This is a genomic window from Kitasatospora sp. NPDC059673 (assembly GCF_042734215.1).
In the GTDB taxonomy this organism is placed as follows: Bacteria; Actinomycetota; Actinomycetes; order Streptomycetales; family Streptomycetaceae; genus Kitasatospora.
On sequence record NZ_JBHWEN010000021.1, the window covers coordinates 82,574 to 103,962 of the forward strand.

The 21,389-nt window shown below is 73.5% G+C and carries 23 protein-coding genes and 1 tRNA gene; 8 read left to right on the plus strand and 16 right to left on the minus strand.

Annotation, left to right across the window (positions count from 1 at the left end):
- From ACFV18_RS23730 to ACFV18_RS23740, 3 genes are all read right to left on the minus strand, one after another.
- On the minus strand, positions 1 to 141 hold the full coding sequence (locus ACFV18_RS23730; protein ID WP_380486435.1) for a hypothetical protein: 141 nt from the start codon (positions 139 to 141) through the stop codon (positions 1 to 3).
- A gap of 403 nt (positions 142 to 544) precedes the next feature.
- Complete coding sequence (locus ACFV18_RS23735) at positions 545 to 4,255, minus strand: HEAT repeat domain-containing protein (protein ID WP_380486309.1); 3,711 nt, start codon at positions 4,253 to 4,255, stop codon at positions 545 to 547.
- The gene (locus tag ACFV18_RS23740; RefSeq protein ID WP_380486312.1) at positions 4,252 to 4,680 is read right to left on the minus strand and encodes a hypothetical protein; all 429 of its coding nucleotides are present in this window, start codon (positions 4,678 to 4,680) and stop codon (positions 4,252 to 4,254) included. Before ACFV18_RS23740 ends, ACFV18_RS23735 begins: the two co-directional genes overlap by 4 nt.
- Positions 4,681 to 4,945: 265 nt before the next feature.
- Between ACFV18_RS23740 and ACFV18_RS23745 the strand changes: the two genes are divergently transcribed.
- Positions 4,946 to 6,970 carry a hypothetical protein gene (locus ACFV18_RS23745; protein ID WP_380486314.1) on the plus strand — a complete coding sequence of 675 codons (2,025 nt, stop codon included), beginning with the start codon at positions 4,946 to 4,948 and terminating at the stop codon, positions 6,968 to 6,970.
- Between the two features lie 71 nt (positions 6,971 to 7,041).
- Here ACFV18_RS23745 and ACFV18_RS23750 read toward each other — a convergent pair.
- The 4 genes from ACFV18_RS23750 to ACFV18_RS23765 all read right to left on the minus strand — a co-directional run bounded on the left by ACFV18_RS23750 (position 7,042) and on the right by ACFV18_RS23765 (position 8,871).
- Positions 7,042 to 7,128 (minus strand) — tRNA-Ser (locus ACFV18_RS23750).
- Between the two features lie 65 nt (positions 7,129 to 7,193).
- Positions 7,194 to 7,733, minus strand: a complete 540-nt coding sequence (gene tadA, locus ACFV18_RS23755; RefSeq protein WP_380486316.1) for a tRNA adenosine(34) deaminase TadA — start codon at positions 7,731 to 7,733, stop codon at positions 7,194 to 7,196.
- Between the two features lie 29 nt (positions 7,734 to 7,762).
- On the minus strand, positions 7,763 to 8,326 hold the full coding sequence (locus ACFV18_RS23760) for a hypothetical protein (protein WP_380486318.1): 564 nt from the start codon (positions 8,324 to 8,326) through the stop codon (positions 7,763 to 7,765).
- 284 nt (positions 8,327 to 8,610) lie between these two features.
- Positions 8,611 to 8,871 carry a hypothetical protein gene (locus tag ACFV18_RS23765; protein ID WP_380486320.1) on the minus strand — a complete coding sequence of 87 codons (261 nt, stop codon included), beginning with the start codon at positions 8,869 to 8,871 and terminating at the stop codon, positions 8,611 to 8,613.
- A 149-nt stretch (positions 8,872 to 9,020) separates the two neighbouring features.
- Between ACFV18_RS23765 and upp the strand changes: the two genes are divergently transcribed.
- Entirely contained in the window at positions 9,021 to 9,656 is a 636-nt protein-coding gene (upp, locus tag ACFV18_RS23770; protein WP_380486322.1) for a uracil phosphoribosyltransferase, read from the plus strand.
- A 94-nt stretch (positions 9,657 to 9,750) separates the two neighbouring features.
- On the opposite strand, the gene ACFV18_RS23775 is transcribed toward upp, so the two are convergent.
- From ACFV18_RS23775 to ACFV18_RS23785, 3 genes are all read right to left on the minus strand, one after another.
- The gene (locus ACFV18_RS23775) at positions 9,751 to 10,434 is read right to left on the minus strand and encodes a LytR C-terminal domain-containing protein (protein ID WP_380486324.1); all 684 of its coding nucleotides are present in this window, start codon (positions 10,432 to 10,434) and stop codon (positions 9,751 to 9,753) included.
- A 205-nt stretch (positions 10,435 to 10,639) separates the two neighbouring features.
- On the minus strand, positions 10,640 to 10,936 hold the full coding sequence (locus ACFV18_RS23780) for a type II toxin-antitoxin system VapB family antitoxin (RefSeq protein WP_014136828.1): 297 nt from the start codon (positions 10,934 to 10,936) through the stop codon (positions 10,640 to 10,642).
- 78 nt (positions 10,937 to 11,014) lie between these two features.
- Positions 11,015 to 12,178, minus strand: coding sequence for a hypothetical protein (locus ACFV18_RS23785; protein WP_380486327.1), 1,164 nt, complete (start codon positions 12,176 to 12,178; stop codon positions 11,015 to 11,017).
- 94 nt (positions 12,179 to 12,272) lie between these two features.
- Here ACFV18_RS23785 and ACFV18_RS23790 point away from each other — a divergent pair, with 94 nt between their 5' ends.
- On the plus strand, positions 12,273 to 13,109 hold the full coding sequence (locus ACFV18_RS23790; protein WP_380486329.1) for an alpha/beta hydrolase: 837 nt from the start codon (positions 12,273 to 12,275) through the stop codon (positions 13,107 to 13,109).
- A gap of 49 nt (positions 13,110 to 13,158) precedes the next feature.
- Complete coding sequence (locus ACFV18_RS23795) at positions 13,159 to 13,677, plus strand: YbhB/YbcL family Raf kinase inhibitor-like protein (protein ID WP_380486331.1); 519 nt, start codon at positions 13,159 to 13,161, stop codon at positions 13,675 to 13,677.
- A gap of 10 nt (positions 13,678 to 13,687) precedes the next feature.
- Here the strand turns inward: ACFV18_RS23795 and ACFV18_RS23800 are convergent, their stop codons facing one another.
- Positions 13,688 to 14,182 (minus strand): FBP domain-containing protein, encoded by a 495-nt coding sequence (locus ACFV18_RS23800; protein WP_380486333.1) that lies wholly within the window; start codon positions 14,180 to 14,182, stop codon positions 13,688 to 13,690.
- 54 nt (positions 14,183 to 14,236) lie between these two features.
- Entirely contained in the window at positions 14,237 to 14,821 is a 585-nt protein-coding gene (locus ACFV18_RS23805; protein WP_380486335.1) for an HhH-GPD-type base excision DNA repair protein, read from the minus strand.
- 95 nt (positions 14,822 to 14,916) lie between these two features.
- Between ACFV18_RS23805 and ACFV18_RS23810 the strand changes: the two genes are divergently transcribed.
- Positions 14,917 to 15,426, plus strand: coding sequence for a SixA phosphatase family protein (locus tag ACFV18_RS23810; protein WP_380486336.1), 510 nt, complete (start codon positions 14,917 to 14,919; stop codon positions 15,424 to 15,426).
- 26 nt (positions 15,427 to 15,452) lie between these two features.
- Positions 15,453 to 16,061 (plus strand): hypothetical protein, encoded by a 609-nt coding sequence (locus ACFV18_RS23815; protein WP_380486338.1) that lies wholly within the window; start codon positions 15,453 to 15,455, stop codon positions 16,059 to 16,061.
- Here the strand turns inward: ACFV18_RS23815 and ACFV18_RS23820 are convergent.
- The gene (locus ACFV18_RS23820; protein ID WP_380486340.1) at positions 16,049 to 17,059 is read right to left on the minus strand and encodes a hypothetical protein; all 1,011 of its coding nucleotides are present in this window, start codon (positions 17,057 to 17,059) and stop codon (positions 16,049 to 16,051) included. The two genes, ACFV18_RS23815 and ACFV18_RS23820, sit on opposite strands and share 13 nt — an antisense overlap.
- A 516-nt stretch (positions 17,060 to 17,575) precedes the next feature.
- Here ACFV18_RS23820 and ACFV18_RS23825 point away from each other — a divergent pair.
- On the plus strand, positions 17,576 to 18,376 hold the full coding sequence (locus tag ACFV18_RS23825; protein ID WP_380486342.1) for a VOC family protein: 801 nt from the start codon (positions 17,576 to 17,578) through the stop codon (positions 18,374 to 18,376).
- 4 nt (positions 18,377 to 18,380) lie between these two features.
- A complete protein-coding gene (locus ACFV18_RS23830) occupies positions 18,381 to 18,902 on the plus strand; it encodes a DinB family protein (RefSeq protein WP_380486344.1) in 522 nt (173 codons plus the stop codon).
- Between the two features lie 22 nt (positions 18,903 to 18,924).
- Here ACFV18_RS23830 and ACFV18_RS23835 read toward each other — a convergent pair whose 3' ends face one another.
- The 3 genes from ACFV18_RS23835 to ACFV18_RS23845 form a co-directional block, all read right to left on the minus strand.
- Positions 18,925 to 19,905: a restriction endonuclease gene (locus tag ACFV18_RS23835; RefSeq protein WP_380486346.1), complete on the minus strand. Its 981-nt coding sequence runs from the start codon at positions 19,903 to 19,905 to the stop codon at positions 18,925 to 18,927.
- Between the two features lie 94 nt (positions 19,906 to 19,999).
- Positions 20,000 to 20,380, minus strand: a complete 381-nt coding sequence (locus tag ACFV18_RS23840) for a MerR family transcriptional regulator (protein ID WP_380486347.1) — start codon at positions 20,378 to 20,380, stop codon at positions 20,000 to 20,002.
- Complete coding sequence (locus ACFV18_RS23845; protein ID WP_380486349.1) at positions 20,377 to 21,369, minus strand: helix-turn-helix transcriptional regulator; 993 nt, start codon at positions 21,367 to 21,369, stop codon at positions 20,377 to 20,379. Before ACFV18_RS23845 ends, ACFV18_RS23840 begins: the two co-directional genes overlap by 4 nt.
- Between the last annotated feature and the right edge of the window lie 20 nt (positions 21,370 to 21,389).

The following is a 21,389-nucleotide window of genomic DNA, read 5'->3' on the forward strand; positions in this document are numbered from 1 at the left end:
CTAGCGGACCAGTCCGGTCATGAAAGAGCCGACCGCCTTGGCCGCGTCGGAGATCCCGACGAACCCGGACTGCACCAGCTCGGCGGCACGCACCGGCGAGGTGATGATCGTGTAGATGACGAAGATGACCACAATCCACATGGCCACCTTCTTCGCCTGAGCCATCGAACGGGCCTGCCTCCCTGAGTCGGGCCGCCGTCCTCTCCCCGCACGGCCCTGCCACCCGCAGCTTATCCACCGGACGGCGCAAGAGGTGAGGACCTTGTTCACCCGCCAGGACGAAGGTCCTGCTCGGACGGGGCTTTCTCCGGGTGTGCCCTCCCCGGTGGCGCGGCAGGATGGTTCATGTACCGAGGATCTGGCAGGAATCCCCGGTACGGCGATCCGGAGGTCCCCGCTGTGGGACCGGGCACCGCGGCTTCCCCCCGACGCGGACCCGGTTGTGGGACCTCCGCCCGGGGCAGCAGCTCGTTCCCCCGGAGCTGCTGCCCCCACCGCGGACCGAGAGGTTCGTCCCGGCTCCGCACTCCCCGAGGCACGGTGGTCAACCGCCCGGGAGTGCGGGGCCGTTCGCCGTCCACGGCGCCCCCGCCGCGCGCAGCGCCTCACCCAGCCGGGCAGCCTCCACCGCCACCGCCGGCAGCCGCTCGGCCCGCGCCCGGGCCGCCAGCAGCTCCATCGTCGGCGGCCCCGGGAAGGCGAACGCCAGCGCCCGCAGCGCCGCGATCCGGGTCTCCTCGTCGCCGTCCGCCACCGCTCGCAGCCGCAGGAACTCCGCCACCTCCGGGTCGGCAGCCAGCGCCCGCAGCGCCACCCGGCGCGGCAGCGGATCGGCGTCCGCCACCGCCCGCTCGCGCAGCAGACCGGCCGGCCCGGCCGCCCGGTCGCGGGCCAGCGCGTGCAGGGCGATCGCCCGGATCGGCGCCGAGGAGTCGGCCACCGCCCGCTCCCGCAGCAGCGCCCGCACCGCCGGATCGCCCGGACGGTGCGCCAGCAGCGCCCGCAGCACCGACAGCCGCACCGCCGCGTCCCGCAGGTGCGCGGCCCGCGCCAGCAGCAGCACCCCGGCCCGCTCCTCACCGTCGTAGCAGCGCACCACCGCGACCAGCGCCAGATCACGGGTGCGCGGATCCGGGTCCGCCACCGCCCGCTCCAGGAACAGCGCCCGGGCCTGCGCGCTCGGCGAGCGGCGGTCCGCCAGCGCGGTCAGCACCGCGCCCCGCACCAGCGGGTCCGGCGAGTGCACCGCCTCGTGCCGGACGAACGCGTCCAGCTCCGGGTTGTCCGCGAAGTGCGCCGCCAGCTCGCCGGTCGCCTGCGCCCGGCCGTGCCCGTCCGCCGCCCGGGCCCGCTCGAACAGGAACTCCGCCACCTCCGGGTCGCCCGCCCAGCCCTGGCCCAGCAGCGTCAGCGCGAACGCCCGCACCTCCGGCAGCCCCTCGCCGGTGACGAAGCCGCGCAGCTGCTCGGCCACCTGCCGGTCGCCCGCCCAGCGGTGCGCCAGCACCGCGAGGGTGCGCCGGCGCACCATCGGATCCGGGTCCTGGGCGACCCGCAGCCGCAGGAACTCCGCCACCTCCGGATCGCCCGCCCAGCCGCGCGCCAGCCCGGCCAGCGCCACCACCCGCACCCGCGGATCCTTGTCCGCCCCGGCCAGCAGCCGCAGGAACGACGCGTTGCGCGGATCCTCGGCCGGCTGCAGGCAGATCGCCTGCAGCGCCAGCCCGCGCACCCCCGGATCCCGGTCGCTCCGCACCCGCTCGCGCAGGAACTCCGCCAGCGTGCCGCCCACCCGCTCGTTCACAGTCAGCGCGAACACCGCCAGCCCGCGCAGCTCCGGCTGCGGGTCGGCCGCCGCGAGCTCCCGCAGCAACTGCTGCGCCGGGCCGTCGCACGCCCACCCCTTGCCCAGCGCCAGCATCTCGTTCAGCCGGTTCTCGCCCCGGGTGCCCGCCACCCGGGCCCGCAGGAACGCCCCGCTCGCCGCCTCGCCCGCCCAGCCGTCCGCGAGCGCCGCCACCGCCGCCTCCTGGGTCAGCGGGTCCGGGTCCTCCTCTATCCGGCGGCGCACGAACGCCCCGACCCGCTGGTCGCCCGCCCAGCCCTCGGCGAGCGCCGCGAACGCCGCCGCCCGCTGCGCCGGCGACCAGCCGTGCTCGGCCCAGGCCCGCAGCACCGCAGGGCCGCGCGGATCGTTCAGCAGCAGCGCGCACGCCAGGCGGGCCGTCACCGCGCCCACCGCCGGCAGCGGCGACTCCCGCTGCGCGTGGTGCCCGTACACCAGGTACCAGCGCAGGAACCGCTCCCGCCCCACCCAGTGCGGCCCGAGCCCGGTCAGCACCGGCCGCAGCCCGTCCAGCGCCTCCACGGTGTCGCCCGGGAGCACCGTCGAACCCTCCGCGGCGTACGCCTCGAACAGCGCCACCAGGGCGTCCACCACGGCCTCGCTCTGCGCCGTCACCAGCCCGAGCTTGCGCACCTCGCCCAGGCAGCGCACCGCCAGCACCAGCCACTCCGGCACCGGGTCGCCCGCCCCCGGCAGGGCCGGCGCCGCCGCCAGCAGCCGTGACACCGCCTCGCCGACGAACCGCTCGTCCAGCTCGCCCGCCAGCAGCAGCAGCACCTCCCGCCACGCCGGGTCCCGCCAGCGGGCCGCGAACACCCCCTCCAGCAACTGGTCCTCGGTCAGCGAGCGCTCCCGGTTGAACCGGTAGGCGATGTCGGACGCCGCCAGGTACTCCAGGAACGCCCGGTGCACGAAGCCGTACACCTCGCCGCCGAACCGGCTCAGGATGAAGTTCCGCTCCCGGAACTGCTGCAGCATCGCCCGCGCCACCGGCGCCGCCCGGTCGGCGGGCAGCTCGTAACGCTCCCGCAGATAGCTCTCGAAGGACGCCAGCAGCACCCGCCCCGGAATGTGGTTCCCGGCGATCCCGTCGCCGCCCTCCTGCATCCGCCGCGCCACCAGCCGCAGCAGCTCCAGCCGGTCCTCGGACGCCAGGTACGGCATCCCGCCGTCCACCCGCCGGTCCTGCAGGTACTTGCTCGGATCCCAGTGCTCCACCAGCACCGCCACCGCGTGCTCGTACACGGTGCGGCGGTCCCGGGGCAGCTCCCGGCGGCGGCCGATGATCGCCAGGATGGTCAGGATCAGCGGATTGCCCGCCAGCTCCCGCACCGGCACCGAGGACGCCACCGCCGCCGTCACCCGCCGGCGCAGCCGCTGCGCCTCCACCGGGTCGCCCGGGCAGGCGGTGGCGTACCAGCGGGCCGCGAAGGCGTCGATCTGCTGGGCGTCCAGGTCCTGCAGCATGTAGTGCCCGAACCCGGCGGCGTCCAGCGGCTCGCGCCGGTAGCCGATCACCCGGGACGTCACCAGCACCCGGACCTGCGGGTAGCGGGCGGCGAACGCGGCGATCCGGCGGCTCGCGGTCTCCCGGACCTGCGGGTCGAACAGCTCGTCCAGGCCGTCGAACACCACCAGGGTGGCCGCCGGATGTTCCGCCAGCTGACGCCCCAGCAGGTCGGCGGGCAGGCCCAGGCCCTCGGTGCCGTGCAGATGGGCCAGGAAGTCCTCGAAGGTCCGCTCCCGCCACGCCGGGTCCGCGTACCGGCGCAGCTCCACGATCAGCGGCAGCCGGCCGGCCAGCGCCGCCACCTCCTCCGGGACGGCGGAATCCGGGTGCAGCAGCGGCTCGGTCAGCGCCAGGCCGAGGAACCGGGCCAGCGTCGACTTGCCCGACCCGGGGTCGCCCAGCAGCACCGCCCGGTGGCCGTCCGGTCCGGCGAGCAGGGGCAGGACCGGGACGGCCGGGCGGCGCCGGTAGGCCTCCCGGACCCGGCGCACCGTCTCCCGCTCCACGCCCGGCGGCAGCCGGCCCGGGTCCAGTTCGCCGGTCTCGGTGAGCCGTTTCAGCAGCTCCCGGGGCAGTTCGACGGGTGGCGGGTCGGCCCGCACCAGCTGCGGCACGAACACCTCGCGCAGGTGCACCGCCGGGTGCTCGTCCTGCTCCGACAGCGGGGTCAGCACCTCCAGGTCCAGCCGGTGGTAGCGCTCGCGCAGCCGCACCGCGTGCCGGCGGCGCGCCCCGGCCAGGTCGCCGGGGGGCGGCGGCGCGGTGCCCACCGTGATCTGCACGCTCTGCGCGTGCTGGATCATCGTCAGGTCGCCGCCCGCGGTGGCGTGCTCCGCGGACTGGCCGCCGCCCGCCGCCGCGCCCTGCGCGCCGAACAGCCGGCGCCAGAAGCCGCTCACGGCTGCTGCTGCTCGCCGAACCGCACCGAACCCTCCACCCCGTCCACCAGGTTCACGTCGCCGCCCGCGCGGACCCCGCGCGCCGACTGCCCGTCACCCGCCGCGTCCGTGGCCGGCGCCGACGAGGCGTCCGGGACGGGGCCGGGCGCGTCGGGGGCGCCCCCGATCACCACGTCGCCCTTCACATCGCGCACCATCCGTACCGACCCGCCGGCCGCCGCGCCGTCCGCGGACTGGCCGCCGCCGCGGCCGCGCACCCCGCCCGTCACCGACAGCACCAGGCCCGCCAGCCCGACGAACAGGCCCAGCACGCCCGCCCACTGATTCGCCCGGTCCAGCCCCTCCTCCCACAGGAAGAACGCCAGCCCCACCACCGAGATCCCGGCCCCGACCCACACCATCCAGCGCCACCGCGTACTCCCCATGCCGGCATCATCCCCTCAACTGCGGCCCCGGCAACCGGAAATGGGCCGCCGGTGCGCGACAGGCCCCGGGAAAACCGGGCGGACCGGGGTGCCACTCCGAAGGCCCCCGGTGGCTGGACCGGGCGGGTACTTACCGGCGGTCGCGCGCGTGTCCGAGCCCCGACCCGCCGTTCGGGCAGGTCGACTGCGAGGCGTCGACAGCAGACGCGGGCGTCCGCGACGGGGCAGTGGCCCGGCGGAACGCCGCAGGAAGGCGGAACGAGAAGTGCTGAACACCCTCCGGCCCAGCTGGACCGGCCGCAGACTCCTGGCAGGCGTGGCCTGCGCCCTGGCGGCCCTCGGTCCGGCCGCCCTGCCACTGGCCGCCGCCGCGCCGACCGTGCCCCGGGCCGGTGCCGGGACCCTGCTGGTGTCCGAGACCTTCACCGGCGCGACCGCCGACCCGGCGTTCGTCGCCACCTCGGGCGCCTGCCTGACCGGCGCCCCGGCCACCAGCACACCGCCGGTCGGCGACCCGCACCCGCTGGGCGGCTGCCCGCCCGTCCAGGTCGGCCCCGTCCCGCCGGCCGACGCCGCCCCGCACGGCTACCTGCAGCTGACCGACGCCGGCCACGACCGCACCGCCGCCGTGCTGTACGAGCGGGCGCTGCCCGCCCACGAGGGCATGCAGGTCACCTTCGAGCAGTGGCAGTACGGGGGCGACCCCGCCGAGCCGCGGCCTGCCGACGGCATCTCGTTCTTCCTGGTCGACGGCGCCGCCCCGCTGACCCGGCCCGGCGCGTACGGCGGCAGCCTCGGGTACGCCCAGAAGCTGCCCGACGACAACCCCGCCAACCCGTTCCTGCCGGGCGTCGAGGGCGGCTACCTCGGCGTCGGGCTCGACGTGCTCGGCAACTACTTCGGCGACTGGGAGCACCGCGGCAACGGGTGCCCCCCGGGTGAGCGTTCCCCGGCCGGCACCGGCTTCCACGTGCCCGCGCCCGGACCCAACATGATCACCCTGCGCGGGCCCGGCGACGGCACCACCGGGTACTGCTACCTGGCCGCGACCACCAGCAACACCACCACCACCGGTCCGTGGCCCTCCACCCTGCCCGGCGAGCTGCAGGGCCCCACCACCGCCGCCGACCTGCCGCCCGGCATCACCCCGGCGCAGGCCGAGGCCGCGCTGGTGCCCAGCAAGCGCACCGTCACCGTCACCGTCACGCCCACCCCCGACCCGCAGGTCGAGGTGGACGTCGACTTCGGCTCCGGCCCGGTCCGGGTGCTCAGCACGCCCGCGCCGCAACCGGTGCCCAGCACCTACAAGTTCGGCTTCGCCTCGTCCACCGGTGACTTCACCGACGTGCACCTGCTGCGCAACGTCGTCGCCCGCAGCGTCAACCCGCTGCCCCGGCTGGACCTGGTCAAGCAGATCGACCGCACCACGCCACTGCCCGACCCCGTCACCGCCGGCACCGTCGTGCCCTACCAGTTCGTGGTCACCAACGCGGGCGGCAGCGAGATCCGCGACCTCGTGGTCACCGACCCGCAGGTCGGCCTGATCACCTGCCCGACCACCACGCTGGCCGTGGACGAGACCGTCACCTGCACCGGCAGCTACACCGTCACCGAGGAGGACGTGCGGCGCGGCTTCATCACCAACGTGGCCGTCGCGGGCGGCGACTCGGACAGCGGGCGGGTCACCTCCCCGGAGGCCGACCACACCCTGCCGCTGAACGACACCTACGGCCTGCTGCTGGAGAAGCACGTCGACGACAGCCGGGAGTACCTGGCCGGTGAGACCGCGACCTACACGTACACCGTCACCAACACCACCGACCGGACCGTCTCCGACCTGGCCGTGCTCGACGACCGGCTGACCGACGTGAGGTGCGAATCCACCACGCTCACCCCGGCCGAGACGCCCGGCGCGGTCACCACCTGCACCGGTTCGTACACCGTCACCGAGGCCGACGCCAAGGCGGGCGTGGTCCGCAACACCGCGCACGCCACCGGCACCACGCCCGAACGGACCGTCACCTCGCCGCCCGCCCAGGAGGAGATCGCGGTCAGGGCCGAGGAGCCGAGCCCCAGTCCGTCGCCCTCGCCGTCGCACTCCGAGAAGCCGACCGAGCACCCGACCGAGCACCCGTCGGAGCAGCCGACCAAGAACCCCGGCGAGCACCCGATGCGCCCCGGCGAGCTGCCCAGGACCGGTAGCGGCTCCCCGCTGCTGCCGCTGCTGATCTCCGCCGGACTCGGCGTGGCCGGCCTGTTCACCCTCCGCTGGGCCCGCCGCCGCGGCTGACCCACCCGGCAACTGACGCCCGGGACACGCAGAAGGGCCCCGACCTGATGGTCGGGGCCCTTCTTTGCGAGCGGTAGCGGTGGGATTCGAACCCACGGTGGAGTTGCCCCCACACACGCTTTCGAGGCGTGCTCCTTTGGCCGCTCGGACACGCTACCGAGGGGAACTCTACCGGATGCGTGGTGACGGACGAAATCCGTATCTGCGGGGCTCGTGACCGGGGTCAGCGCTGGGTGTCGAAGAAGGCTCGCAGCTGGGCGGTGCACTCGTCGGCGAGGACGCCCGGGATGACCTCGGGGCGGTGGTTGAGCCGGTTGTCGCGCAGGACGTCGAAGAGTGAGCCGGCCGCGCCGGCCTTCGGGTCGAGGGCGCCGTAGACCACCCGGTCGAGTCGGGACAGCACGATCGCGCCCGCGCACATGGTGCACGGCTCCAGGGTGACCACCAGGGTGCAGCCGCTCAGCCGCCACTCTCCGACGGCGTTCGCCGCCTGACGGATCGCCACCACCTCGGCGTGCCCGGTCGGGTCGCCGATGGCCTCGCGGACGTTGTGGCCGCGGCCCAGCACCGACCCGTCCGGGCCGAGCACGAACGCCCCGACCGGGACGTCACCGGTCGCGGTGGCCAGTGCGGCCTCGTCGATGGCGAGGCGCATCAGGCCACGCCACCGGTCGCGGACCGGATCGGGGCGTTCGGGGGCGGGCAGCGGAGCGATCCGCGGCCGTTCGCCCAGGGTGCTGGAAGGGGCGGGGGCGTGCTGCATGGACCCAGTGTCGGGCACCGGGCCCGCCGCTAACGAACGGCCTCCAGGACCTCGCCGCAGCCGAGCGCCTCGGCGATCTCGCCGAGCGCGTCGCCGGGCGCCGCGCCCTCGCCGGCCAGCTCCAGCAGCGCGGCCTGGCCGAGGCCGAACTCGCTCAGCAGCTCCGAGTCGCCGATCGGCCCGACCGGGGTCGCGGCCCGCCCGACGGCCGGCTCGTCGTCCTCGTCGTCCGTCTCGTCCTCGTCGCTCGCGGCGTTCTCCTCGTCGAGTTCGGCCACCAGGCCGTCCAGGTCGTCGAAGTCGGCCTCTCCGTCCTGTTCGATCAGCTCGTCGGTGAGCACCGAGCCGTACGAACTGCGCGCCGCGGCGGCCGCGTCCGAGACGAAGATCCGCGGGTCGTCCTCACCGTCGATCCGCAGGACGGCGAACCAGGCGTCCTCCTGCTCGATGAAGACCAGCACCGTGTCGTCGTCCTCGGCCGTTTCGCGGGCCAGGTCGGTCAGGTCGGCCAGGGTCTCTACGTCGTCGAGTTCGGTCTCGCTCACATCCCACCCGGCACCGGTGCGAGCAAGCACTGCAGCGAAGTACGCCACCAGGGACACTCCCAAGATTGGTCTCGGCTGTCGGCGATCTCGGGCGGGTGCGGTCCGGCCGCCCCCGCGCCAGAAGAGCGGTCCGCTGTTCGGACCGTCCCACCGCATCGTGACAGAAAGCCCGCCGCTGCGGGGGGTGTTCGGCAGCGCGTCTTCGCAGGTCGTGTCGGAATGGCCTGCTTCCGGCCGCTCCAGGCGTGGATCATGCCCCTCGAACGCCCCCGGTGGGGGGCGGACGGGGGCTTGCGGGGCGTGATGGTGGTGCGGGCGCGTCCCCCGGCGGCTCAGATCCGGAAGGTCCGCATCCGCATGGCCTCGCGCATCCGCCGCTCCTTGGTGCGTCTGGGCTGCACCCGGGCCCGCAGCTCGCGGGCCTCGGCCAGCTCGCGGAGGAACACGGCCCGGCGCCTGCGCCGCTCCGCGTCGGTCTCCTCGGCGGTCTGGGTGTCGGTCTCCTCGTCGGTCGCTGACTCCGGACGGGACTCGTCTGTCGAGCCGGACCCGCCCGCGCCGGCGTTCGATGCCCGCGTCGGGTTGCTCTTCATAGGTTCCGACTTTCCCAGATGTCACCCGCCGATACCACAGCGGCGGCCGGGAATCGGTGATTCCGGTGGGATTCCAGGCAGGTCACGGCGGGTCCCCGAGGGCCATCCGGAGTCGTACAGATGTGCCGACGGCCGTTATCGTCGTTGTCATGCGCCTCCACGTCGTCGACCACCCGCTGGTCGCCCACAAGCTGTCCACCCTGCGCGACGAGCGCACGGACTCGCCGACCTTCCGGCGGCTCACCGACGAGTTGGTGACCCTGCTCGCGTACGAGGCGACCCGGGACGTCCGCACCGAAACGGTCGAGATCACCACCCCGGTCGCCGTCACCCAGGGCACCCGGCTGTCCTACCCGCGCCCGCTGGTGGTCCCGATCCTGCGGGCCGGCCTCGGCATGCTCGACGGCATGACCCGGCTGCTGCCCACCGCCGAGGTCGGCTTCCTCGGCATGGTCCGCAACGAGGAGACCCTGGAGGCCTCCACCTACGCGACCCGGATGCCGGACGACCTCTCCGGCCGGCAGGTCTACGTCCTCGACCCGATGCTCGCCACCGGCGGCACCCTGGTCGCGGCGATCCGGATGCTGCTCGACCGCGGCGCCACCGACGTGACCGCCGTGGTGCTGCTCGCCTCGCCCGAGGGCATCGCCGTGATGGAGCGCGAGCTGGCCGGCCAGCCCGTCACCGTGGTGACCGCCGCCGTGGACGAGCGCCTCAACGAGAACGGCTACATCGTCCCGGGCCTCGGCGACGCGGGCGACCGCCTGTACGGCACCGCCGGCTGAGACCTGGCAGGCGACCTGCGCGGCGCCCCGGAACACAGCACGATCCGGCCGGAAACGGAAGCCCCGTTTCCGGCCGGATCGTGTGGTCCGTGGGTCAGCAGTGGCCGGACGACTCCGGGCTGGGCGACGGCTTGGTGAGCTCGGCCAGCGTGGCCGCGGCCTGGGTCGGGTCGGCCAGCGCGCTGAAGGTGTCGCCGATGACCAGGTCCACGGTGGCGTCGGTGCGGCCGTCCTGGGTGCTGGTGGCGGAGGCCACCTGGGAGACCAGCAGGGTGGCCGCGCCCAGCCCGCCCGGGCCGCTCAGCACCTGCGCGGTGCCGGGGACCTTCTTGTCCAGTGCGGACGGCGCGTTGCCGACCTTGCCGACCTGGAAGCCGCGCTTCTTCAGCTCGTCGGCGGTCTTGGCCGCCAGACCGGACTTGTCGGTGGCGTTGTAGACGTTCACCGTGACGGCCGAGGGCTGCGGCACGGCCGTGTTGGCCGGGACCGCCCCCGGGGAGTCGGCGGCGCCGGCCGAGGGGGAGCCCTCCGGGGCGGCCAGCGACTTGCCGGACGGCTTGGCGGAGGCGCAGGCCTGCGCGGCGCTGTTCTTGTTCTTGCCGGTGAACACGTCGTAGAGCTGAACACCGCCGACCGAGACCAGACCGAGGGCGAGGACCCCGCCGACGGCGGCGACGACCTTGCGGCCGCGACGCGGGGGACGTCCGAGACGGGGGTAACTGTTGCCGGTGATCCGGTACTGCTTCCCCTTCAACCCCCGGGGAGTCAACATGCTCATGGTCTGTCTCCCCGTAGGTGCCGAGGTGGGGTGCCGGTGACCGCGGTGCGGCCGTGAGAAAAGGCCGCGTGTACCGCAGTAGTCAGCAGACTAATCCGACTGCAGCGGCACAGGTACTGGATGATCATCATCCGGGGGACGACGGCACTCGAAAGGACGTACCGACACCGACCATCGGTTGCAGCCGACGGCGGGTGGCGGTACGTCAGTCCATTTCCAGGACCCGGGCGTGCAGAACCTGCCGCTGCTGGAGGGCGGCCCGCACGGCTCGGTGCAGCCCGTCCTCCAGGTAGAGGTCACCGCGCCACTTCACCACGTGGGCGAAGAGGTCCCCGTAGAAGGTGGAGTCCTCGGCGAGGAGGGTCTCCAGGTCCAACTGGCCCTTGGTGGTCACCAACTGGTCGAGCCGCACCGGACGCGGCGCGACGTCCGCCCACTGGCGGGTGCTGGTCCGGCCGTGATCCGGGTACGGCCGCCCGTTACCGATGCGCTTGAAGATCACACGGAAAGCCTACCGTTTGGGACATGGCGGGCGCAGCAAGCGGGACCAACGGTGACCGACTTTCCACGTTGGCACAGCTCAGCGCAGTGCGGCGCCGATCCGGTCGAGTGAAGAGAGCCGCATCAGGCCGTAGTTGTAGAACTCGACCTCCGGGACGCCGAGCTCGCGGAGGGTGGTGATCTTGGCGGCGAGGTTGGCGGGGCCGTCGCAGTCGGAGGACATCGGGCGGAGGATGACGGCCAGGTCCTGGGGGCGGACGCCGTGCAGGGCGAAGGCGGCGACCGTCTCGCGGACGGCCTCGGGGGTCTTCGCGTAGCCGAGGGTCTCGATCTGGTGGGCGGCGCGGGCCAGGGCGGGGAGATCGATGCCGGAGAGCCAGCCGGTGCCGGGGCCGCCGCCGTCCATGAAGGTCAGGCGCATGCCGTGGGCGGCGGCGGTGGCGGCGAGTTCGGCGGCGAGGGTGGTGACGGTGCGGGCACTGGCGTCGAGGTAGGCGGCGAGGGCGCCGCCGGCCAGTTCGTCGAGCGGGACGGGGGTGAGGGCGCGGTTCTCGTCGGCGAGGCGGGCGCGCAGTTCGGTGCGGACGGTGTCGCGGACGTGCTCGGCGGGGACGCCCGCGGCGGTGGCGGCGGCCAGGCAGTGCGGGCAGAAGCAGATCGACAGCAGGGCCTCGGTGACGGGGCCGAGCTGCTCGAAGTAGCGCTCGTGGTGGTAGCCGTGGGCCAGGCCGTGGAAGTGCAGGGACTCGGCGCGGATCGCGTCCACGCCGTAGCGGGCGAGTTCCTCGACCAGGGTGTGGCAGTAGGCGCGGACCTCGGGGTTGGCGGGGCAGAGCTCGGTGAGGTGGCGGTCGCCGAAGGCGTTGGCGGGGGCGCAGTCGGGGTGGGCGAAGCCGAGCCGGTCGTTGTGGCAGAAGACCGTCCAGGCGTGCAGTTTGAGGCCGCGTCGGCGGGTCTCCTCGGCGGCCTCGGCGAACGGGTCGCGGGTGCCGATCGCGGTGGAGGGCAGCGGGGCGAGGCGGTGGCCGGCCCAGTGGGCGGGGTCGGGGCGGAAGTAGGCGGCGCCGGGTTCGAGGTAGCGCAGCACGCGGTGCGGGTGGTGCGGGAAGACGTCGCGGGCCTCGTGGTAGACGGCGGCGAGCGTGACGCCGCCGACGCCGGCCCGGTCGGTAAGGTTGCCGAAGAAGGTGTCGGCCCCTTCGTCGAGCAGATCGGTGGCGAAGGCGAGGACGGACGTCTCCACGGGGCAACTCCGGAGAAGGAAGTACAGGGAGTGACCACGCTAACCGCGGGCTCCCGCATTGGTCTATACCTGGTTGGGTGAGGGGAGCGGCAAGGTGGCGGTCTACCGGGGCTTCGACCAGCGGGAACTCGACCGGGAGTATTCGCCCAGCAGCCTGGTGACGGACTTCGACGCGGAGATCGCCGCGTACACCCGGGAGAGCGGGCGGGCCCTGCGGGAGCTGCCCGGGCACCGGGAGCTGCGGTACGGGGCGGACGGGCCGGAGCTGATCGACTTCTTCCCGGCGGTGCCGGGCGCGCCACTGCACATCTTCGTGCACGGCGGCTACTGGCAGGAGCTCGGCAAGGAGGACTCGGCCTTCCCCGCGCTGGACTTCGTCGCCCGGGGCACCGCGTACGCCGCCGTCGGCTACGGGCTGGCGCCCGCCTGGACGGTGGAGCAGATCGCCGGGCAGGTCACCGAGGCGGTGGTGTGGCTGGTCGAGCACGCCGCCGAACTGGACGTCGCCCCGGACCGGATCGTGCTCAGCGGCAGCTCGGCAGGCGCGCACCTGGCGGCCACCGCGCTGCTGGACGGGCGGCTGCGCGGGCGGATCGCCGGGGCGGCGCTGCTCAGCGGCGTCTACGACCTGGAGCCGATCGCCCTCAGCTACGTCAACCAGCCGCTCGGTCTGGACGCCGAGCGGGCCCGCAGGCTCAGCCCGCTGTTCGCCGACCTGACCGGTCTGCCCTCGCTGGTGGTGGCGCTCGGCGAGTACGAGACCGGTGAGTTCGCCCGCCAGCAGGTCGAGTTCGCGCACGCCGCGCGGGCCGCGGGGGTGCCGGTGCGGGAGCTGCTGGTCGGCGGCCGCAACCACTTCGACCTGGTCTTCGACCTCGGCCGGACCGACACGGTGCTCGGCTCGGCCGTCGAGGCGCTGGGTCGCGGCTGACGCTCCGTAGACTGCCCGGCGTACCCCGAACAGCTGCGAGAGGACACCGATGACCGGCCGCATCCCGCTTCCGTACGACTTCCTGCCGCCGGTGCCCAGGTTCGAGCTGCGCAGCGCCGACCTGGTGGACGGGGCGACCATGCCGGACGCGCATGTGTACGCGGCCGGGAACCAGTCGCCGCAGCTGTCCTGGTCGGGCTTCCCGGCGGGCACCCGGTCGTTCGCGGTGACCTGCTACGACCCGGACGCGCCCACCGGGGCCGGCTGGTGGCACTGGCTGGCCGTCGACCTGCCGGCCGACACCACCGAACTGCCGCGCGGCGCCGGGTCGCAGGACAGCGACCTGCCCGGCGGGGCGTTCCACGTCCGCACCGACTTTCCCGGGTACCGCTACGACGGCGCCGCCCCGCCGCCCGGGCCGGCCCACCGCTACGTGTTCGTGGTGCACGCCCTGGACGTGGCGAGCCTCGGCGTGGAGCGCGACACCCCCGCCGCGCAGGTCGGCTTCGCGCTGACCGCGCACGCGCTGGGCCGCGCCCTGCTCACCGTGGAGTACAAGTCCGCCTGACGGCCCGGCCTCAGGCCAGGATCTGGCGGAGGAACGCCTCCATGTTGGCGGCCGTCCGGGCGATCTGGTCCTCCAGCGGGAGCGACTCGTTCGGGCGGCTGACCGTCGCCGGGCGGCGGATGCCGCGCACGTACAGCGAGCAGGCCAGGTCGGCGCAGAGGTAGGTGCCGACCGAGTTGCCCTCGCGGCCGCGGGCGCCCGCCCGGGGCGCGGTGAGCAGCGAGACGCCGCTGCCCTGGTGGGCGGTGATGCACACCGAGCAGACGTTCGTCCTGGTCAGGCTGCGCCGGACGTTCGGGGAGCGGAGCGTCACCCCGACCAGGTCTCCGTCGAGCTCGGCGACCAGGTACGCCCGGTCGGGGGCGCCCAGATCCCGCCAGCCGAGGAAGTCCAGGTCGTCCCAGCGCTGTTCGGACAGCTCGCGCGGGACGGGCAGCCGCTTGGCCTCGCCCTTCGAGCAGTTGACGAAGGAGGCGCGGATCTCGGACTCGGTCAGGGCACGCATGGACGGGACGCTAGCCGAGACGCTCCGGGCGTGTCGTCCGGTTTTCCCTCGGTATCAGCCCTTGGCGGCCTTCGCGGCACGCTTGGCCTCCTGCTTGGTGGCACGGACCTTCAGCAGCGACTCGGGGCCGGTGATGTCGGCGACCGAACGGTGGCAGCCCTCCTCGCCGTACGCGCCGGCCGCCTCGCGCCAGCCCGCCGGACGGACGCCGTACTGCTTGCCGAGCAGGGCCAGGAAGATCTGCGCCTTCTGCGGGCCGAAGCCGGGCAGCGCCTTCAGCCGGGCCAGCAGGTCCTTGCCGGTGGGGGCGTCGCGCCAGACCGCCTCGGCGTCGCCGTCGTAGTGCTCGACCAGGTGGGCGCAGAGCTGCTGGACCCGCTTGGCCATCGAGCCGGGGAAGCGGTGCACGGCCGGCTTCTCGGCGAACAGCGCGGCGAACGCCTCCGGGTCGGCGGCGGCGATGGCGTGCGCGTCCAGGTCGTCCGCGCCCATCCGCCGCGCGATCACCAGCGGGCCGCTGAACGCCTTCTCCATCGGCACCTGCTGGTCCAGCAGCATGCCCGTGAGGGCGGCCAGCGGGCTGCGGCCGAGCAGTTCGTCGGCGTCGTCCTGCTGGGCGAGGTGGACGGTGGGGGCCATGACGGGCTCCAGGGGTCGGGATTCCCATCCTGGCAGCCGCGGTTCGGCGGCGCGTCCCGCAACACACCACCGGCGGGGCGGGCCACACTGGGTGGATGACCCAACAGCGGCGGTTGATCGTGCTGCGGCACGCCAAGGCGGACTGGCCGGACGTTCCGGACGAGCTGCGCCCGCTGGCGGAGCGCGGCCGGGCCGACGCGGCGGCGGCCGGGCGCTGGCTGGCCGCGCACGCTCTGGTGCCGGACCGGGTGCTGTGCTCGACGGCGGTGCGCACCCGGCAGACCTGGGAGTTGGCCGAGCCGGCCCTCGGCGGCGCGCCCGAACTCGTCCTGGAGCCCCGGGCCTACCGCGGCGAGGTGGACGAACTGATCGGCCTGGTACGGGAGTTGCCGCCGGTGGTGCGCACCGCGATGCTGGTCGGGCACCGGCCGCAGGTGCAGGAGCTGGTGCTGGCGCTGGCCGGGGAGCGGGAGAGCGAACCGCTGGAGCGGCTGCGGGAGAAGTTCTCCACGGCCGGGATCGCGGTCCTCGCGGTGCCCGGGGAGTGGGGTCAACTCATCCCGGGAAGTGCCGAGTTGACCGAGTTTGCGGTACCGCGTGGGTGAGTCGTGGGGCGTGATAGGCATGGGGCATGCGTTTCGACTCCGTGCCCAAGCCGCCCGCCGTGGCCGCCCGCCCGCGTGACGAGCGCGGCTATCCGGTCCCCGCGATCACGCCGTGGGAGGACGGGCATCCGCAGTTCGGGCTGACCGACTACGAGCGGTCCGCCACCTGTGCCCGCGAGCGGCTGTGCTCGGTGTGCAACACGCTGATGCCGCTCGGGCCGGTGTGGCGGGTGGTCGGCGGGGAGGAGGCGCTCGCGATCGGCGAGGCGCTGGCGGCCGGCCGCCCGTACCGGAACATGGCGCCCACCATGGAGGCCCCCGGCCACCGGGCGTGCATGCTGTACGCGTCGATGGTCTGCCCGTACCTGGGCCGCCCGAACGCCCGCCGCCAGGTGACGGCCGAGCAGGAGGGCGCCCCGGACGGCCTGACCGCGCACGTGGTGCGGGGGGCCGCCCGGGGCGAACTGGGCGCCGTGGTGGGCTTCGAGGAGTACGAGTTCGCGATCACTCCGAGCCGGGTGCTGTTCCGCTTCATCGACCCGATGGAGTGCCTGCCGCACGACCTGGCCGAGCAGCAACTCCCGAACCTCCAGGCCGAGTTGGCCCGGATGGCCCGGGGGGATCAGGAACGGTAGGCGGGCAGCCCGACCGTGTCGGTGATCTTGTCGGGCTTTCCGCCCTTGACCGGCACCGTGTAGATGCCGTCCGGGCCGCGGAACGCGACGGACTTGCCGTCGTGCGAGATCGCCGGCTCGGTGTAGTCCACCGAGGCGTCCGGCGTCAGGTCGACCTCCTTGGCGCCCTCCTCCTTCGCCTTGGCGAAGATGTGGGCGTGGCCGCTGACCGAGCGGACGAACACCACCTCGCCGTCGTCGGCGAGCGCGGGCTGCGAACCCTTGGTGATCACACCGCCGTTGGTGCGGGAGATCACGTCGTGGAAGTAGACCTGGCCGTCGGTCTTGTTGGCGTACACCGTCATACCGAACTTGCCGGCCGAGTTCGGCCACAGGTTCCCGGCCTCCGGGAGCGGCTTCTCGGCCTCGGAGTCGCCGACGTGCAGCGGCTCCGGCTTGGCGCCCGCCTTCGCCTCGACGGACAGCAGCTTCAGCGCCTTCTTGTCGTCCGCGGTGAACAGCAGGTAGGTGCCCGCGCCGTGCGGCTCGTCCGGGCCGTACACCTGCCAGGTCGGGTGCGACCAGGTCTCGCCGGACGGGGCCTTGGCGATGACGGTCTTGTGGCCGCCGTCCGGGTCCGAGGTCTGCAGGTTGCCGCTGCCGTCGATGAACGCGGCGTGCTTGCCGTCCGGGGACCACGCCAGGTCGCGGACCACGGTGCCGAAGTCCACGGCCTTGCCGTCCATCAGCACGGTGTTGGTGCCGGTGCTGACGGTCAGCTTGGTGCCGGCGGTCTTGTTCAGCTTGCCGCCCGCGGCGGGCGCGGAGGAACCGGCGCTCCCGCCGCTGCTGCTGCTCGGGGTGTCGGCGGCCGGGCTGTTGGCGGCACTGCTGGGCGAGGTGGTCCCGGTGTCGCCGCCCTCCGGGTCGCAGGCGGTCAGCAGCAGGGCCGACCCGGTGGTGACCGCGGCCACCAGCAGGGCGGCGGCGGATCGGCGCAGACGGGTGCGTTCGCTCATCGGAAGAGTCCCCCCATGGAACGGATCTACGGACTGCGGCGGCCCGGCGGAAGACCGGGCCGCCGCCATCACAGGCATGTGCCTCGTACACATCCTGTCAGTAAGTGACAACAGTCCGGAAGGCAGGGGCCGTTCGAACTGTTGGGGTATCAGGTGCGTTCTGTGGTCCGCGCAGACGCGAACCGGGACGGGGTGGGGCATCGGTCGCGGAACGGCGGAGCGCGGACATGGATGGTTCCCCCGTGGAGCGGTGACAGGGGCGGGTGGTGCCCCCGGCGACGGCATCAGCTTGGCAGCCGCACGTCCGGGCCAGGTGCGGGTGCTGTCACCGCCGTGCAACGGGCGGCCGCGTTGCGCCTTTTGGCTGGTGACGGGCCGTCGGCCGGTGGCCGCGCGCGTCGCCGGGCAAGCGCGGGCGTCGCTGGTTAGCGTGGCAGCGCATGTGCTGTCCGCGGCCGGGCCTTTCGCCGGCCGCTTCGACCCCCCCCGATCCCCGACAGCGGAGCGAGAGACACCATGGCTGCGCAACCCGAAGGCACCCCGGTCTGGGCGGACGCGATGTTCACCGACCTGGAGGGCGCCAAGAAGTTCTACGGTGAGGTGCTGGGCTGGACGTTCGGCGAATCCTCCACCGAGTACGGCAACTACACGCAGGCGTACCGGGACGGCAAGGCGGTCGCCGCGATCGTCCCGCCGATGCCCGGACAGGGCCCGGGGCAGTCCGCCTGGGTGCTCTACCTGGCCTCGCTGGACGTCGAGGCCACCGCGGAGCGGATCCGGGCGGCCGGCGGCTCCCTGCTCCTGGAGCCGATGAAGGTCGGCACCTTCGGCTCGATGGCGCTCGCCAAGGACCCGGCCGGGGTGGTGTTCGGCCTCTGGCAGGGCGGTGAGCACGCCGGCTTCGAACTGCGCGACGCGCCCGGCAGCTACGGCTGGGCGGAGGTGTTCACCCGGGACCCGGCCGCAGCCAACGCCTTCTTCCCGAAGGTGTTCTCCTACGGGGTCCGGAAGCTCGTCGACGAGAAGGTCGAGTACTGGGTGTTCAGCATCGGCGACGTGCCGGTGCTCGGTTCGATGGGCATGACGCCCGAAGTGCCCGCGGAGGTACCGTCGTTCATCAGCGTGTACTTCGTGGTGGACGGCTGCGACGCCGCGGTCGAACGCGTCGCCAAGGCCGGCGGGCAGAAGGTGTTCGGGCCGATCACCACCCCGTTCGGGCGCTTCGCGTCCTTCGTGGACCCGCAGGGCGCGGCGTTCTCGCTGATCGACCCGGGCGCCGCCGAGGGCGAGATGCCGGCCACCGTGGAGGTGGCCTGAACCGATGGTTGTGCCACGACCCGAACTCACCGGCGAACGCGCCGACCTCCTGACCGCGCTCGACAAGCACCGCGGTTTCCTGCGCTACACCGTCCGCGGCCTGACCGACGAGCAGGCCGGGCAGCACACCACCGTCAGCGCACTCACCCTCGGCGGGCTGATCAAGCACGTCGCCGGGGTCGAGGAACGCTGGATGCGGTTCGCGGTCGGCGGCGCCGAGGCGATGCGCTCCGAGGGCGCGCCGCAGGACGCCGAGGCCTGGGCCCAGCAGTTCCGGATGCTGCCCGGCGAGACCCTGGACGTCCTGCTCGAACGCTACCGGGCAGTCGCAGAACACACCGACGGCCTGGTCACCACCCTCGACCTCGACAACGAGCACCCACTGCCGTCCGCGCCCTGGTTCGAACCCGGCGCGGTGTGGAGCGTCCGCCGGGTGCTGCTGCACGTCCTCGCGGAGACCGCGCAGCACGCCGGGCACGCCGACATCCTCCGCGAGAGCCTGGACGGCCAGCGCACCATGGGCTGACGGGGCCGGGGGGGGGGAGTTCTCAGCCGTCGGTGAGGATCTCCATCAGGGGCTGGCCGTGTTCCAGCCAGCGTTCCACGCCCATGCCGTCGACCAGGTGTATGGACAGATCCTTGGCAACCTTCCGGGTCTCCCGGCTGTACCTGCCGTTGGTGACGACGACCATGACATCGGCCTCGTGGAGGGTGAACGCGGCCGGTGCGGCGCGAATGGTCTCCGGGGGAACGGTCCGGCCGGTCGTGGTGTGCTTCACCTGGACGACGAACTTCTGCTTGATCGGCCAGATCGCGATGACGTCCGCCCCGTTGTCGCCGCTGAATCCCTGAGCCCGGTCGACCCGGAAGCCGTCCCGCTTCATCAGCGCGGCGACCAGCCGTTCGAAGGTGGTCGGCTTGATCTCCTCGGCCATCTTGATCGGGAGCGTGCTGACCGGCGAGAACAGGGCCGTCGGTTCCTTCCCCAGGACCTCGGCGAGGTTCTTCGTCTCCTGCGCCAGCTTGGTGCGGATCGACTCCAGGGCTTCCACGTCGTTTCCCGAGCCGGCGAACCGACTGGTTCCCGGCCGGGCCTTGACGCCCTTGACGCGCTGCCAGTAGCTGCTCTCCGACGCGGCGAAGGCGGCACGCTGTTTCAGCAGTTCGGACTCGGTGGTGGTCAGCCAGTAGCCCACGCGGTCCCGGTGGTTGTCGAGGTACTCGCTGGCGGCGGTCATCACGGAGGTCGCCTCCCGCCGGACCCGTTCCAGGTGGGCCCGGGTGTCGTCGATGATCGCGAAAGCCGTGTCGATCAGGCCTGCAAGGTCGTGGGCAACCACGCGGTACGGCCGGCTGCTGGCGGGGGTGGAGGCCCTTTTGCTGATGTCGGTCAGAACACCGAGGATGCTCGGCAGGAACTCGTCGTACGGCTCGCCGGACCGGTGGGCCTTGGCCAGGTACCTGTCGTAGCTGCAGGTGTTTCCCAACGGGCCGGGGGTGGAGGGGAATTCGTCTTGGTCGTGAACCACGGGCGGCAGGGTAGCCCCTGATGCTGACAGCGGGCACACCGTTCGGTGGCGCGCTGCGGACGGCCTCGGTGGCCGAACGGGTGGCCGGGGGTTGTCAGTTGGCATCGAGGAGGCTGCGGTACCAGTCGATCTTCGCGCGCAGGTGGGTGCGTTGGCGTTCCAGCAGGGCGATCCGGTCGTTGACGGCGGTGTCGTGCTGTTCGAGCAGGCCGATCCGGTCGCGGAGGCTGTCCGGGCCCTCGGTGCGGGCGAGTTCGGCGTAGCGGCGCATGTCGGCGATCGGCATGCCGGTGTCGCGCAAGCAGCGCAGGATGCCGAGCCAGGCCAGGTCGTCGGGGGTGAAGCGGCGGTGGCCGCTGGTGGCGCGGGTGATGGCGGTGAGCAGGCCGATGCGCTCGTAGTAGCGCAGGGTGTCCAGGCTGAAGCCCGAGCGTTCGGCGGCCTCGGCGGGGGTGAGCAGCTGCTGAGTCGTCACGGGGCCGATTCTGCCCGCTCGTTGGGGAGGGCACAGCGGGTGAAGCGTTCGCCCCAGGTGGCGAGCAGCGCGGCGAGTTCGGGCGGGGAGACGACCTGGAAATCGGCGTCCAGTGAGCCGATTGCCATCGCGGGCCAGTCCAGTGCTTCGGCGTTCATCAGGACCCGGCAACGGGCCTCGTCCAGCTCCTCGACCTCGGTCCAGGGGCCGATGCGCTGCCGGACCGTCCCCGCCGGGGCGTCGATCAGGACCTCGACCCGGTATGGGCGGGACTGGCCGGAGAGGCCGGCCCGGACGAACTCGGCGGCGTCGGCGGCCGGGAGGGCGCGCGGCAGGAAGTGGGCGCCGGTCGGTGCGGGCGCGGTGAGCCGGTCCAGGCGGAAGGTTCGCCAGTCGTGCCGGGTGAGGTCGTACGCCACCAGGTACCAGCGCCGTCCCAGCCGGACCAGGTGGTGCGGCTCGGTGTGGCGCTCGCCGGCGCGGCCGTCCGCGGTGCCGTACTGGAAGCGCAGCCGTTCGGTGTCGCGGCAGGCCAGGGCGACGGCGGTGAGGGTGTCCGGGTCGATCCGGGCGTCGTTGCCGCCGTTGCCGCGCCAGCCGGCCGGCACCGTGACGGTGCGCAGCGCCTCCACCCGGCGGCGCAGCCGGGACGGCATCACCTGCACCACCTTCGCCAGCGCCCGCACCGAGGCCTCGGCCAGGCCCTCCACCGCGCCGTCGGCCGCCGCCTGGAGCCCGACGGCCAGCGCGACCGCCTCCTCGTCGTCGATCACCAGCGGTGGCAGCGCGGCGCCCGCGGCCAGCTGGTAGCCGCCGTCCACGCCGCGGCGGGCCTCCACCGGGTAGCCGAGCTCGCGCAGCCGGTCGACATCGCGCCGCAGGGTGCGGGCGGAGACGCCGAGCCGGGCGGAGAGATCCTCGCCGGGCCAGAAGCGGTGGGACTGGAGCAGGGTGAGCAACCGCAGGGTGCGGGCGCTGGTGTCGGCCATGCGATCGATCCTCCTCGAAT

What these genes read in the sequence shown, in the direction of transcription:
- tadA (WP_380486316.1), bottom strand. Translation starts at nt 7,733, where the DNA reads ATGCAGCACGCCCCCGCCCCTTCCAGCACCCTGGGCGAACGGCCGCGG.
- ACFV18_RS23795 (WP_380486331.1), top strand. Translation starts at nt 13,159, where the DNA reads ATGACCGGCCGCATCCCGCTTCCGTACGACTTCCTGCCGCCGGTGCCC.
- ACFV18_RS23775 (WP_380486324.1), bottom strand. Translation starts at nt 10,434, where the DNA reads ATGAGCATGTTGACTCCCCGGGGGTTGAAGGGGAAGCAGTACCGGATC.
- upp (WP_380486322.1), top strand. Translation starts at nt 9,021, where the DNA reads ATGCGCCTCCACGTCGTCGACCACCCGCTGGTCGCCCACAAGCTGTCC.
- ACFV18_RS23765 (WP_380486320.1), bottom strand. Translation starts at nt 8,871, where the DNA reads ATGAAGAGCAACCCGACGCGGGCATCGAACGCCGGCGCGGGCGGGTCC.
- ACFV18_RS23805 (WP_380486335.1), bottom strand. Translation starts at nt 14,821, where the DNA reads ATGGCCCCCACCGTCCACCTCGCCCAGCAGGACGACGCCGACGAACTG.
- ACFV18_RS23830 (WP_380486344.1), top strand. Translation starts at nt 18,381, where the DNA reads ATGGTTGTGCCACGACCCGAACTCACCGGCGAACGCGCCGACCTCCTG.
- ACFV18_RS23810 (WP_380486336.1), top strand. Translation starts at nt 14,917, where the DNA reads ATGACCCAACAGCGGCGGTTGATCGTGCTGCGGCACGCCAAGGCGGAC.
- ACFV18_RS23820 (WP_380486340.1), bottom strand. Translation starts at nt 17,059, where the DNA reads ATGAGCGAACGCACCCGTCTGCGCCGATCCGCCGCCGCCCTGCTGGTG.
- ACFV18_RS23740 (WP_380486312.1), bottom strand. Translation starts at nt 4,680, where the DNA reads ATGGGGAGTACGCGGTGGCGCTGGATGGTGTGGGTCGGGGCCGGGATC.
- ACFV18_RS23845 (WP_380486349.1), bottom strand. Translation starts at nt 21,369, where the DNA reads ATGGCCGACACCAGCGCCCGCACCCTGCGGTTGCTCACCCTGCTCCAG.
- ACFV18_RS23800 (WP_380486333.1), bottom strand. Translation starts at nt 14,182, where the DNA reads ATGCGTGCCCTGACCGAGTCCGAGATCCGCGCCTCCTTCGTCAACTGC.
- ACFV18_RS23815 (WP_380486338.1), top strand. Translation starts at nt 15,453, where the DNA reads ATGCGTTTCGACTCCGTGCCCAAGCCGCCCGCCGTGGCCGCCCGCCCG.
- ACFV18_RS23825 (WP_380486342.1), top strand. Translation starts at nt 17,576, where the DNA reads ATGGCTGCGCAACCCGAAGGCACCCCGGTCTGGGCGGACGCGATGTTC.
- ACFV18_RS23730 (WP_380486435.1), bottom strand. Translation starts at nt 141, where the DNA reads ATGTGGATTGTGGTCATCTTCGTCATCTACACGATCATCACCTCGCCG.